Source organism: Aeromonas sp. S9(2024), from assembly GCF_041403185.1.
Taxonomy (GTDB): domain Bacteria; phylum Pseudomonadota; class Gammaproteobacteria; order Enterobacterales; family Aeromonadaceae; genus Aeromonas; species Aeromonas enteropelogenes.
In genome coordinates, this window is sequence record NZ_JBGLRE010000013.1 from 102618 (window position 1) to 115962 (window position 13345).

Consider the following 13345-nt stretch of genomic DNA (forward strand, 5'->3'; position numbering starts at 1 on the left):
ACTCCTTGTTTATGGATTCGGTCACTACTTGGTTAACTGGTGGACCAGACGGGCCGCCACGCGGGCGCTGCGGCTGTCGAGATCCAGGTTCGGGTTGTACTCGGCCAGATCGGCGAGCCTGAGCTTGCCGCTGGCCCGGATATGGGCGATGAGTGGTTCGATGACCGCCAACTCCACGCCGCGGGCGGCCGGCGCACTGACGCCGGGCATCACGGCAGCGGGCAGCACGTCGAGATCGATGGTGAGATAGAGGTGATCGCAGCGGGCGATGAAGGCATCTAGCCCCGCCAGCAGGGCAGGCAGCTCGCTCTGGGTCATGGCCTCATCCAGCACGTGCCACACCCCCAACGTTTGCGCTCTGGCAAAAAGCGCCTGAGTATTGGCGGTCTCGGCCACCCCGAGGCAGGCATAGATAAAGGACGAGCCTTGCGCCGCGCACTGCTCGGCGATCTGGAAGAAGGGGGTGCCGGAGCTCGCCTGCTCCTGTTTCATGCGCAGGTCGAAGTGGGCGTCCAGGTTGATGATGCCCACACGACCCTTGCCATTGAGATGGCGGTTGAGGCCACTCCAGCTGCCGAAGGCCACCTCGTGGCCGCCCCCCAGCACCAGCGGGAAGTGGCCCTGTTCGAGGGCCGCTGCAACCCGCTCGGCCAGCCGACTGTGGGCGGCGTCGAGATCCCCGTCCTCACAGCACACGTCACCGCCGTCGTAGACGGGCTGACTCAGGTGCCAGGCGGTGTTGGCGAGCAGCTTGCGAATGGCCAGCGGCGCGCCGGCGGCACCGACCCGCCCCTTGTTGCGGCGCACCCCCTCGTCACAGGCAAAGCCGAGCAACACCACGCCGAGCGCCTCGTCCTGCGCCTGCCAGGGCTGCGCCTCTTGCCAAGGCAGAACTTTGTCGTGCCAGCGCAGGGCCAGGGCGCCGTCTTCCGGGTCCTGACGACCCTGCCATACCTGCATCTCGCTCATGCCAGACCTCCCAGGGTTTCCTGTCCTTTCACTACCCGCGCCACCAGCTGGTCGACGCCGACCTGATAGGCCAGCTCGGCCGGGTGGGCGCACGACCAGACCAGGAAGTCGGCCTCCATGCCTACCTTGAGCTGACCCAGCCCTGCTTCGCCAAGCGCCGTGGCGCCGTGACGGGTGACGCCACACAGCGCCTCCTCCGGGGTGAGACGAAACAGGGTGCAGGCCATGTTCATGGCCAGACGCAGGGAGACCAGCGGCGAGGTGCCGGGGTTGATGTCGGAGGCGACCGCGATGGGCACGCCAGCCTCGCGCAGCGCCTGCACCGGCGGCAAGGTGGTGTCGCGCAGGAAGTAGAAGGCGCCGGGCAGCAGCACCGCCACAGTGCCGCTCTCGGCCAGGGCGGCGATGCCGGCGGCATCCAGGTGTTCCAGGTGATCCACCGAGAGGGCGCGGTAGCGGGCGGCGAGCGCGCTGCCGCCCAAGTTGGAGAGCTGCTCCATGTGCCCCTTGACCGGCAGGCCGTGGGCACGGGCGGCGGCGAAGACTCGCTCGCACTGGGCCAGGTTGAAGGCGATCCCCTCGCAGAAGACGTCGACCGCGTCGGCCAGCCCCTCGGCGGCAGCGATCGGGATCAGCTGGTCGCAGATGAGATCGACCCAGCCATCCGCGTCGAACTCGGGCGGCACGGCGTGGGCCGCCAGCAGGGTGGTGCGTACCCGCACCGGCAGAGCGCGGCCAAGGCGACGCGCGACCCGCAGCATCTTGAGCTCGTCTTCCAGGGTCAGGCCATACCCGGACTTGATCTCGACCGTGGTGACCCCTTCGCGCAGCAGGCTCTTGAGCCGGGCGGCCGCCAGCATGAACAGCTCCTCCTCGCTGGCCGCTCGGGTGGCACGCACCGTGCTGAGGATGCCGCCACCCTGGCGGGCGATCTCGCTGTAGGGGACCCCCTGCAGCCGCTGCTCGAACTCGGCGGCGCGGCTGCCGGCATAGATGAGGTGGGTGTGGCAGTCGATAAGACCCGGGGTCGCCAGGCGGCCCTTCATATCCTGCCAGCTCTCGGGGAAGGGCCCGGTCAGCTCGCTCATGGGGATCAGGGCGTGGATCCGGCCCGCTTTCACGCCGAGGGCATGGGAGGCCAGGAGGCCATAGCCATCGCTCATGGTAGCGGGGATGAGGTTGATCCAGACCCGATCGCAGGCCAACAGTTCCTTGTTCATGCCAGACTCCAAATGTATATACAAATATGTATAGTCGATCGTGGGTGAAAAGGGAAGATCCTTCATCACATTTCTGTAACAGGCTTAACACAAGGGCCGAAAAGAAAAAAGCCCGCACAATGCGGGCAAAACGAGCGCGCTATTTTGTATATACAATCAACCTATCCAGCCCAGAGCAAGGCCAAGGCGACCAGCCAGCGCGGCCAACAGGATGCCGAGCAGGGTGCGCTGCAACCAAATGACCAGCAGCTGCCCCACTCCGATGGGGATGCGGGTGGCCAGGATGCAGGGGATGGAGGCGGAGAAGAACAATACAGTGCTCACCGACACCACGGCGGCCACGTAGCGGGTCAGCAGATCCGCCTCCTTGAGCAGGATGGCTGGCAGGAACATCTCGGCCAGGCCGGCGGCGAGGGCCCGCGCCGTCTCCAGAGGCTCCCCCAGCTGCAGCAGCCAGGTCAGCGGCCAGAGCAGCCAGCCGATGACGTCGAACAGGGGGGTGTACTTGGCGAGCAGCAGGCCAAGCAGCCCCACCGAGAGGATGGTGGGCACCACGGCCGCCGCCATCCGGATGCCGTCGCGCAGGTTGTCGAGCAGCTGGCGGCCGATGGGGTCGGCACCGCGGGTCTGGGCCAGCCCGGTGGCCAGCGCCATCTGCCAGCGATTGACGCCGTCGGGCAGGGGCACCTCGGCCTCCCCCGCGTCATCCAGCCGGCTGATGGGCGGCACCCGGGCCAGGATGGCGGTGATGAGGAAGGTGATGACCAGGGTCGACCAGAAGTAGAAGTTCCAGTGTTCCATCAGGCCGAGCGTCTTGGCCACGATGATCATGAAGGCGGCCGAGACGGTGGAGAAACCGGTGGCGATGATGGCCGCCTCGCGCACCGAGTACTTGCCGGCGGCAAACACCCGATCCGTGATGAGCAGGCCCACCGAGTAGCTGCCGACAAAGGAGGCCACCGCGTCAATGGCCGAGTGGCCCGGGGTGCGCCACAGGGGGCGCATCACCGGCTGCATCAGCACTCCGATGAACTCGAGCAGGCCGAAACCGAGCAGGAAGGTGAGCAACATGGCGCCGAGCGGCACTATGAGGCCAACCGACAGGGCCAGCTTGTCAAACAGGAAGGGCAGACGATCCGGCGTCATCAGCCAGACGGGCCCCGTGCCTGTCACGTAGAGCAGCGCCAACGCAAGACCGAGCAGCTTGAACAGGGTCAGCAGCCGGTCGATGAAGCGGCCACGCCAGCGGCCGTCAAAAAAGGGGCGAGCGGCGCCATAGGCGATCAACGCCAGGATCAGACCGACGGCCAGGGGTCGCTGCCCCATCAGGGCGCCAGCCAGGTGATCCACCAGTATGGTGCTGCGCCCCGCCAGCTCGAACGGCACGAAGAAAGCGCCGATGCCGAGCACGCTGGTGAGCAACAGCTTGAGACCGGCGCCGCCACGCGCGGTCGAGTCGAGAGTGTGTTCCGGTTCCATGATTTCCTCCCTGAGTGAACGGGCGTCCTCCGGACGCCAAAATGTATATACATTTATAGCGCCCGATAGCAGGAAGGAAATGAAAAGTTACCTTTGTGTTACAACTTCTATCCGATCCGTGTCTTGGATCTCAGTTTGTAGCGGGATCCCGGCGACAGCAGGCGGGCGTAGGAGACCAGTACGCCGTCCGACCAGGTGCGCCGGTGCAGCAGCAGGCAAGGAGTATCGACCCGCACCTGCAACAGGGCAGCCTCGCCGGCGCTCGGCTGCACCGCCTCGACCACGTGCTCCATCTCGGAAAGGGGGCAGACCTGCATCAGGTAATGGTTGGGGGTCAGGGTGGTGAAGTCCTGCTCCCCGTAGCCCGGCAGGCGCTCGGCGTCGACGAAGCGCTCCTCGAGCTGCAGCGGCTCGTCGTCGGCCTGATGGACGATCAGGCTGTGGAAGATGGGGGCGCCGACTCGCAGACCAAGCTGCACCGCCACTTTCTCGTCCGCCTTCTGCCGCTCCAGCCGAATAACCCGGCTGCCGTGGCGGGCACCGCGCTCGGTGATCTCGTCCGCGATGTTGCGGATCTCGAGCAGTGGCGACTCGGTGCGCCTGTCCGCCACAAAGCTGCCGGATCCCGCGGTGCGCACCAGCCACCCCTCGGCCGTCAGCTCGCGAAGGGCCTTGTTGACCGTCATCCGGCTGACGCCGAACTGATCACACAGGGCCGCCTCGGTCGGGATCTTGTCTCCCGCCTGATAGTGGCGTTCGCGGATCCCGTCCAGGATGTGTTGCTTTATCTGCAGGTAGAGGGCTGGAGCCAAGGTCGGATCCTCAGCGGCGGCGGTGGGGCGGACGCATGTCCGGCCAGGCGCGATAGACGTCCGGGATCTGCTCGGGACCGCTGATGCAGAGATCGAGATCGTGCAGCAAACCGTCCTTGATGCCGTAGATCCAGCCATGTACCGCCAGCTCCTGACCCTTGCGCCAGGCGTTCTGGATGATGGTGGTATGGCAGACGTTGGCCACCTGCTCGGCCACGTTCAGCTCGCACAGATAGTCGAAGCGCTCATGCTCGTCGTCGATGGCATCGAGCTGTTCGCTGTATTTGAAGTAGACGTCCTTGATGTTGCGCAGCCAGTTGTCGATGAGGCCCAGCTCCTGGTTCTGCATCGCCGCCTTGACGCCACCACAGCCGTAGTGGCCGCAGACGATGATGTGCTTCACCTTGAGCACCTCGACCGCATATTGCAGCACGGACAGACAGTTGAAGTCGGTGTGCACCACCAGGTTGGCGACGTTGCGATGGACGAACACATCCCCCGGCAACAGTCCCATCAGCTGGTTCGCCGGCACCCGGCTGTCGGAGCAGCCGATCCAGAGGTATTCCGGCGCCTGCTGGGCGGAGAGGGTGGCGAAGAAATCGGGATCTTCGGCCTTGATCCGCTCGGCCCACTCGCGGTTATTGGTAAACAGATCGTTCAACAGTTTCACTTCTGCTCTCCATTATTTGGCAGTGGCGGCAACATAACACACCCATGGGTAACCTGGGCAAGCCTCAACAGATCCGGCCTGATACAAAAACAGGGCCATCAGGCCCTGTTTTCAATGACGGAGGCATCAGGCCTCCATGGCATCCTTCAATTTCTTGAGGGCGTTCTTCTCGAGCTGACGCACGCGCTCGGCGGAGACGCCGTAGGTATCGGCCAGCTCCTGCAGCGTGGTTTTGCTCTCGTCGTCCAGCCAGCGGGCGCGGATGATGTGCTGGCTGCGCTCGTCCAGAGTGGCGAGGGCGGAACTCAGGCGACGGGTCGCGTGATCGTCCCAGTTGTCGTTCTCGATGGTGGCGGCCAGATCAGAGGATTTGTCCTCCAGATAGTGGACGGGGGCGAAGCCACCCTCTTCATCATCATCGCCGACCAGATCGAACGCCTGATCATAGTTGCTCATGCGCGCTTCCATCTCGGTCACGTCGCTGGCGGAGACGCCAAGATCGGCGGCCACGGCCTGAACCTCTTCGTGGTTCAGCCAGCCCAGACGCTTCTTGGACTTGCGCAGGTTGAAGAAGAGCTTGCGCTGGGCCTTGGTGGTAGCCACCTTGACCATGCGCCAGTTGCGCAGAACATACTCGTGAATTTCGGCCTTGATCCAGTGCACGGCGAAGGAGACCAGGCGCACTCCCACGCTAGGGTCGAAGCGCTTGACCGCCTTCATCAGACCGATATTGCCTTCCTGAACCAGGTCAGCCTGGGGCAGGCCGTAACCGGCATAACTCTTGGCCACGTGAACGACAAAACGCAGGTGCGACATAACCAGCTGACGAGCAGCCTCGAGATCGCCATCCTGCTGCAAACGCTCAGCCAGCTCACGCTCTTCCTCTGCGCTCAGCACCGGAATCGAGTTAACTGCCTGGATATAGCCTTCCAGACTACCTTGCGGAATCAAAGCCATAGTGCGCTGCAATGAAGTTCCCATCTGTTACCTCTTACTTTTCAATCAAATCAGTCTAACACCCTGAGAGGGTCTGTCTACTGACCGGACGTCATTCTGCGGCTTGCATCATACATCAAACCCAGTTTCAGACTGGGTTATCTTAGGCTGGCAGGATGAATCATGAATGAACAGTCAAAAAAAGGGGGTCACAATCAAGGACCCCCGAAAAGTAGCATGCTAAGTCCATTGTTGCGGAGCTCGCAACCTTCACATGCTTGCCAAGTCAGACGAGCAAGGCATAGGGGCCATACCCGTATAAATGCTTCAGCTTGATAGACCGTTTATAGTGCAGAAGGTTCACTGGATCCCGCGAAGATCCCGGGGATCATTATTACCCAGAATACTCTGACAATGCGGTCCGAGCCAGAAAAGGCCACTTTTTTACTTGATCCAGTTCGCAAAATCCAGTGATTTACTTTGATGATAAATTAATCAGGACGGTTCTATGTCGCGAATGTGGCGATGAACCGAGAACCAGGAGGCGATCAGCCCCAGCAAGGCCCCGAGCAGTATGAGGTTGAAACCGTCAAACGCCCCCATTCCCACCAGCCGGAAGTTGCTGTTGTAAAGCCCCGCCAGCTCCTTCACCACCCCTTCGCTCCAGATCACCATCACCTCGGTCAGCCACCAGGCCAGCATGCCGCCAATGACGCCGAACCAGATGCCGGTATAAAGGAAGGGACGATGAATAAAGGAGTCGGTCGCCCCCACCAGCTTGAGCACCTCGATCTCGGATCGCTGGTTGAGGATATTGAGGCGCAGGGTGTTGCCGACGATCAGCAGCACGGCGGAGAGCAGCAGCACGGCGATGCCGGTGATGGTGTGGCGCAGCAGGTTCATGATCCCCTGCAGCCGGGTCAGCCACTGCAGATCCAGCTTGCCCTGCTCCACCCCGTTTTCGTTGTTGAGCTTGCCGAGTAGCTCGGCGGCCCCTTCCGGATTCTGCCAGCGGGGATCCGGGATCACACTCAGCACCGGCGGCAGCGGATTGCTGTCGAGGTAATCAAGCGCATCGCCGAAACCGGAGATCTCGCGAAACTCCCTGAGTGCATCATCCCGGCTCAGATAGGTCACCGAGTCCACCTCGGGATAGAGCAGGATCCGCTGCTGCAGATCAAGGATGCTCTGCTCCGGCAGGTCCTTGCGCAAATAGAGGGAGATCTGGGAGCTGTTCTGCCAGCTTCCCTCTACGATCTCGGCGTTTTTCAGCAGCACGTGGAAGCAGGAAGGCAGCGCCAGGCTGACCCCCAGCACTGCCAGCGTCATCAGGGAGGCGAGCGGATTGCGCCACAGCTCCCCCAGGCTGGCGAAAGCCTGGCGCACATGATCCACGCCATACATCATCAAGCGGCGAAGCGGTGGCTGTTTATGACGAACGATGGCCATATCAGAGCTCCTCCCCTTGCGAATACATGCGACCCGCCTTGAGGGTCAGGGTACGGTAACGCATGCGGGCGATGAGGCCGAGATCGTGAGTGGCAATCAGCACAGATACCCCGAAGCGGTTGAACTCCTCGAACAGCCGCATGATGTCCATGGAGAGCTGGGGATCCAGGTTGCCGGTCGGCTCGTCCGCCAGCAGCAGTGGTGGCTTGTTGACGATGGCGCGGGCGATCCCCACCCGCTGCTGCTCACCACCGGACAGCATGCGCGGCTGGTAACGCTCCTTGCCGAGCAGCCCCACCTTGTCTAGGGCTGCAGCGACCCGCTTGTTGATATCGGCGTGGCTGTAGCCATCGATCACCAGCGGCAGGGCCACGTTGTCGAACACGGTTCTGTCCATCAGCAGACGATGATCCTGGAAGATCATGCCGATCTGGCGGCGAACATAGGGGATCTGGCTGCGCTGGATATGGCTGACGTCATCGCCATGAAAGAAAACGCGACCATCGGTCGGTCGCTCCATCACACTGATCAGTTTCAGGAGGGTGCTCTTGCCTGCGCCCGAGTGCCCGGTCAGGAAAGCCATCTCCCCCTTGCGCAGGTGAAAGCTGACCTTCTGCAGCGCCTGATGACCGCCGCTGTATACCTTGCTGACCTTGTCAAAACGAATCATAACGGTTCCCTGACATTGACAAGCCCCGACCTGGGCCGGGGCATGCTGCGGTTACTCATCGCGACTGAAGAGCGCCTCGATAAAATCGTTGGCCACGAAGGGACGCAGGTCGTCAATCCCTTCGCCGACCCCGATATAGCGGATCGGGATCTGGAATTTGTCCGCCACCGCGAAGATGACACCCCCCTTGGCGGTGCCGTCGAGCTTGGTGAGGGTGATACCGGTCAGGCCCACCGCCTCGCTGAACAGCTTGGCCTGGCTCAGGGCATTCTGGCCGGTGCCTGCGTCCAGGGTCAGCATGATCTCGTGAGGGGCCTCCTCGTCGAGCTTCTTCATCACCCGCACCACCTTCTTGAGCTCTTCCATCAGGTTGCTCTTGTTTTGCAGGCGACCGGCAGTATCGGCGATCAACACGTCGGCACCACGGGAGCGCGCGGCCTCGATGGCATCAAAGATGACGGAGGCAGAATCGGCACCGGTATGCTGGGCGATCACCGGGATATTGTTGCGCTGACCCCACACCTGCAGCTGCTCGACGGCAGCGGCCCGGAAGGTATCACCGGCGGCCAGCATCACACTCTTGCCCTCGGCCTGGAACTGCTTGGCCAGCTTGCCGATGGTGGTGGTCTTGCCGACCCCGTTCACGCCCACCATCAGGATGACGTAAGGCTTCTTGTCGGTGTCGATCACCAGCGGCTGCTCGACCTTGGCCAGCATGGCGCCCATGTCCTGCTTGAGCAGACCGTAGAGCGCCTCGGCATCCTTCAACTGCTTGCGATCCGCATGCTGCACCAGCCCTTCGATAATACGGGTCGTAGTATCCACGCCAAGATCGGCGGTCAGCAGCTGGGTCTCCAGCTCTTCAAACAGATCGTCATCGATCTTCTTGCCACGGAACAGGCCGAAGAAGCCGGAACCAATGTTTTCCTTGGTGCGCACCAGGCTGCGCTTGAGACGGGCAAAGAAGCCTTCGCGCTGCGGTTTTTCCTGGGTGTCATCCTCTACGGCAGCGGCCAGTGGCAAGGTTGCCAGCGCGGCGGCTTCAGCCTCGGCGGCAATACGCGCTTCTTCCGCAGCCAGCGCCTCAGCGGCGATCCGGGCCTCTTCCGCTGCCTTCACTTCGGCGGCGATTCGCGCCTCTTCTGCAGCCTTCGCCTCGGCGGTGATACGGGCCTCTTCCGCTGCCTGCGCCTCAGCGGCGATACGGGCCTCTTCCGCAGCCTTCGCTTCGGCGGCGATGCGGGCTTCTTCCGCAGCCTGCGCTTCGGCGGCGATACGGGCTTCTTCCGCGGCCTGTGCCTCCGCGGCGATGCGGGCCTCTTCTGCAGCCTTCGCCTCGGCGGTGATACGGGCCTCTTCCGCTGCCTGCGCCTCAGCGGCGATACGGGCCTCTTCCGCTGCCTTCGCTTCGGCGGCGATGCGGGCTTCTTCCGCAGCCTGCGCTTCGGCGGCGATACGGGCTTCTTCCGCGGCCTGTGCCTCCGCGGCGATGCGGGCCTCTTCCGCAGCCTGCGCTTCGGCGGCGATACGGGCCTCTTCCGCGGCCTTCGCTTCGGCGGCGATGCGGGCCTCTTCCGCGGCCTTCGCTTCGGCGGCGATGCGGGCCTCTTCCGCGGCCTTCGCTTCAGCGGCGATACGGGCCTCTTCCGCGGCCTTCGCTTCGGCGGCGATACGGGCTTCTTCTGCGGCCTTCGCTTCGGCGGCGATGCGGGCCTCTTCCGCGGCTTTCGCTTCAGCGGCGATACGCGCCCCTTCCAAAACCTTCGCTTCGGCGGCGATACGGGCTTCTTCTGCGGCCTTCGCCTCGGCGGCGATGCGGGCCTCTTCGGCCGCCCGGGCTTCATCTGTCATCAGTGATTCATTGACGATCACCGGTTCCAGATCGGAGGTGCACTCCTCCACCACCAACGGCCCTTTGGCATCGGGTTCGGCGGGTTGGCAGCATTCATCATGCTCGGCAGAGGACGGCTCGCTGGCGGACACCTCGGGAGAGACAGCCGGCACTGTGTCAGCGGCTGGGGTAGCAGGAACCTCAGGTTCAGCGGTAACAGGGGTGGCTTGCGGTGTCTGTGGTTGGACAGCCTCAGCCTCTTCTTTCTTGCGGCCGAAACCCAGCCAGGAAAACAAACCTTTTGCCATCTAAAAAATACTCACATCGTTGGCTGACTGCTAAGATAGCCGTCCCGGGAGGGCCGGCATAAAAATGAACTGCCTTATACTACCACTTTATTTTCTGACGATGAAACGCGATGCCCAGAGTGAAATCCAGCCGTAGCAACCCCAATAAACGCCCAGCCCAGCAAGGAAAATCGGGCTTTGTAAGAATCATCAGCGGCCAGTGGCGTGGCCGTAAATTGCCGGTCAGGGATGTAGAAGGGCTCAGGCCTACCACGGATCGCGTCAAGGAGACCATCTTCAACTGGCTGGCCCCCCACATCCGCGGTACCCGCTGCCTCGATCTGTTCGCCGGCAGCGGTGGTCTGGGTCTGGAAGCGCTGTCGCGCTACGCCGAACAGGTCACTCTGATCGAGATGGACAGAGGCGCCGCCGAGCAGATCAGACAGAACCTGACCACCCTCGGCAGCAGCCAGGGCCAGGTGATCCAGGCCGATGCGGTGAACTGGCTGCAAGGCCCGGCTACCCCGTTCGATCTGGTGTTCCTCGATCCCCCCTTTCGCCGCGAACTGCTGCCCCAGGTGTGCGATCTGCTGGAGCAGCGAGGCTGGCTGGCTCCGGATGCCCTCATCTATCTGGAGCGGGAGAAGGAGATGGCAGATCTTCCACTGCCTGCCAGCTGGCAATTACTCAAGGACAAGCAGGCCGGTCAGGTCTGCTATCAACTCTATGTGCGGGAGGTAAACGATGAAGCGGATATTTAATCTGTTGGCGATGGGGCTCATTCTGTTCTTCTGGTTCGGCGTACTGATGAGCCTGATCCTGCCCCTGCCAGGCAAACTGAACGGCTTTTTGCCGGTCTGTGGCGTGATAGTCGCCCTGCTGCACTGGGTGCAAGCCAGCATGATCAAGGCAGCCTGCAAACGCTACTTTGAGGTGACCCGGGGTGAGTTCATCGGTGTGCTCATCTTCGGCGTCTTTGGCATGGTAGACATTCGCCAGCGCCTGCAAGGGATCGTTGAAGCAGCCCAACGCGCAAACAATCCGGACAAGCAATAAAAGAAAAGGGGACGGCGGTGGCCGTCCCCTAGAGTCATGTCGTCCTGTCCCTAGAACTGCAATGCTCCCTGCAATCCCTGACGTTATCCTAATCCCTTGGAATATCCCCTTTCCAATCCATTGGCGTGTCCAGCAGCCTTCCTGGCTTGGCAATTCATCCTGAACCGCTTCACTGTCTCCATCCTGGAGGTGTCCATTACCACGTCCTGTGGGGGTCCTTGCGTCTTCCTGACCGATAACCATCCGGGTTATCTCGCTTCGTCCTGAAGCGTCCTTCTCGCATCCCGCGAGGTCCTGTTCATCCTGAAGAACGATATCCGGTTCGTTCTGCTCTCGTCCCGAGAGTGTCCTGCCGCATCCCGCGGTGTTCCCTGTTCATCCATGACGATAATCATCCTGACTATCGTGCTCATCCTGAGGTGTCCTTGCCCACATCCTGTGGACTATTCCATCTTTATTCGCTGCTCTGCATCCTGCCGAACCAGCTTCGTCCTTGTGAGACCCATACTAAGGCAATGGACTCTCCGAGCAAGGGCCATCCGTGGAGAAATATCCGCTGCCATATAGATGACAAAAAACAACCTTAAAAACTATTCCTTTAAAAACAAGCAATTAGTTAGTTTCACTAGAAAGGTCACCTTTTCTGGCATGGCTTCGCGTACGGCTTAAAGCGTTAGCGTCGCACACACCCTATGGCAGATCTCTTACATGGTTTCCCCGCCCCGAAACGGCCCGCGAAAACGGTTCAATCCAGCGAATAAAGCTTAAAAATTTGTTGAATAAATATGCTCAAAAAAGAGACAAAAAAAGAGTCGAGACCAGGCTCGACTCTTTGTGATGCAATCCGTTTGCTGTTATCAGCCTTGTACCATCAACTCACCCGGTTGGACGGGTTGAGGTAGGCCTTGCGCAAGGATTCCGGCGCCAGCACTTCCAGCTCGCCACCAATGTTGTTCAGCCAGCTGCGAAACTCGGGGGTATCCTGCACCTCGGTCTCGACCACCACGCTGCGCTTGTCATAACGCGTCATGCGGGGGTTGTTGCCGGGGATCTGGTTGTCCACCAGCGACTGGCTGTTGGCATCGATGCGGCCGACAAAGCGGATCGGACCACTCACATCCTGATAGCCCTGATCGCGGATCAGCTTCTGGATATTGAAATCCTTCGGCTGGGTCGCGCTGAAATTGGTCAGCTCCACGCTCTTGATGTGATCGAACGGGATGCCATACACCTTGGGATCCAGCTCGGACAGAGTGCAGAGCAGAACCGGTCCTTCCGGCTGGTTAAGGATCCCGAGCGGATTGATGCGGTCATAGCAGAGCCACACGGTTCGCTCTTTGATCACCCGCTGGATCTCGGCGCTGAACTTGCGGCCACGCCACAGGGCGTCGCGGATCAGGGTGCTGCGGCGGATCTCCGGGTTGCCGGCAAACGGACGCGGCGATTGATGCACGCTCTCGAGCCAGCGCTCGGCCAGTTCGCTCTGGCTGTCGCGGATCACCTGGCTGGCCTTGTCGACCAGCGGGTTCAGTTCGGTCAGCACGCTCGCCGGCAACAGTTGGCTTGCCTGATCACTCCAGGTTTTCAGAGCCACCGCCAGGGAGAGCGGCATGATATTGGCAAAATCGTTAAGCCCGTGGCGCTCGAAGCACCAGCCATGGGGCTTGCTGCGCTCGTCCGAGGTGAGATCGAACAGTCCCATGCCGGACATCTCTTCCAGGTCCCGTTGCACGGTACGCAGACTGACATGAATGCCTTCCTCTTCCAGTTTTACCTGGAGTTGGCTGGCGGTCAGCTTGTAAGGGCGGTGCGGGATGCAACGCGCCAAGGTCAGTTGTCGTAACAGCTTCTTACTCATGGTGCATGCCTTCACTGGGTTAGTGTTGACTGAATGCTAGTCGTGACCTGCGACAGTCTATGACGCAAGTTTTGCCGAGACAACTGTCTCCATTTTCATACAGTCAGA

General features: G+C 61.5%; 12 protein-coding genes. 2 read left to right on the plus strand and 10 right to left on the minus strand.

All coding sequences use genetic code 11. The annotated features are described in order from the left end of the window. Window positions 1-24: 24 nt before the first annotated feature. The 9 genes from hutG to ftsY form a co-directional block, all read right to left on the minus strand. Window positions 25-969, minus strand: coding sequence for a formimidoylglutamase (hutG, locus tag ACB028_RS18315; RefSeq protein WP_371144899.1), 945 nt, complete (start codon window positions 967-969; stop codon window positions 25-27). Then, window positions 966-2189, minus strand: a complete 1224-nt coding sequence (hutI, locus tag ACB028_RS18320) for an imidazolonepropionase (protein ID WP_371144900.1) — start codon at window positions 2187-2189, stop codon at window positions 966-968. Before hutI ends, hutG begins: the two co-directional genes overlap by 4 nt. A 156-nt stretch (window positions 2190-2345) precedes the next feature. Beyond that, on the minus strand, window positions 2346-3668 hold the full coding sequence (locus ACB028_RS18325; RefSeq protein WP_371144901.1) for a YjiH family protein: 1323 nt from the start codon (window positions 3666-3668) through the stop codon (window positions 2346-2348). 107 nt (window positions 3669-3775) lie between these two features. Further along, on the minus strand, window positions 3776-4480 hold the full coding sequence (gene hutC, locus ACB028_RS18330; protein ID WP_026457133.1) for a histidine utilization repressor: 705 nt from the start codon (window positions 4478-4480) through the stop codon (window positions 3776-3778). Between the two features lie 10 nt (window positions 4481-4490). Continuing rightward, entirely contained in the window at window positions 4491-5150 is a 660-nt protein-coding gene (gene can / locus ACB028_RS18335; protein WP_026457132.1) for a carbonate dehydratase, read from the minus strand. A 126-nt stretch (window positions 5151-5276) separates the two neighbouring features. After that, window positions 5277-6131: an RNA polymerase sigma factor RpoH gene (rpoH, locus tag ACB028_RS18340; protein WP_026457131.1), complete on the minus strand. Its 855-nt coding sequence runs from the start codon at window positions 6129-6131 to the stop codon at window positions 5277-5279. Between the two features lie 450 nt (window positions 6132-6581). Further along, window positions 6582-7535: a permease-like cell division protein FtsX gene (gene ftsX, locus ACB028_RS18345; protein ID WP_026457130.1), complete on the minus strand. Its 954-nt coding sequence runs from the start codon at window positions 7533-7535 to the stop codon at window positions 6582-6584. 1 nt (window position 7536) lies between these two features. After that, complete coding sequence (ftsE, locus tag ACB028_RS18350; protein WP_026457129.1) at window positions 7537-8205, minus strand: cell division ATP-binding protein FtsE; 669 nt, start codon at window positions 8203-8205, stop codon at window positions 7537-7539. 51 nt (window positions 8206-8256) lie between these two features. Next, a complete protein-coding gene (gene ftsY, locus ACB028_RS18355; protein ID WP_371144902.1) occupies window positions 8257-10344 on the minus strand; it encodes a signal recognition particle-docking protein FtsY in 2088 nt (695 codons plus the stop codon). A gap of 110 nt (window positions 10345-10454) precedes the next feature. On the opposite strand from ftsY, the gene rsmD reads away from it, so the two are divergent. Both rsmD and ACB028_RS18365 read left to right on the plus strand, forming a co-directional pair. After that, window positions 10455-11084, plus strand: a complete 630-nt coding sequence (gene rsmD / locus ACB028_RS18360; RefSeq protein ID WP_042028999.1) for a 16S rRNA (guanine(966)-N(2))-methyltransferase RsmD — start codon at window positions 10455-10457, stop codon at window positions 11082-11084. After that, window positions 11068-11379 carry a DUF1145 domain-containing protein gene (locus ACB028_RS18365; RefSeq protein ID WP_042028997.1) on the plus strand — a complete coding sequence of 104 codons (312 nt, stop codon included), beginning with the start codon at window positions 11068-11070 and terminating at the stop codon, window positions 11377-11379. The genes rsmD and ACB028_RS18365 overlap by 17 nt, the downstream gene beginning before the upstream one ends. Before the next feature lie 871 nt (window positions 11380-12250). On the opposite strand, the gene ACB028_RS18370 is transcribed toward ACB028_RS18365, so the two are convergent. Next, a complete protein-coding gene (locus tag ACB028_RS18370; RefSeq protein ID WP_026456656.1) occupies window positions 12251-13237 on the minus strand; it encodes a YafY family protein in 987 nt (328 codons plus the stop codon). Between the last annotated feature and the right edge of the window lie 108 nt (window positions 13238-13345).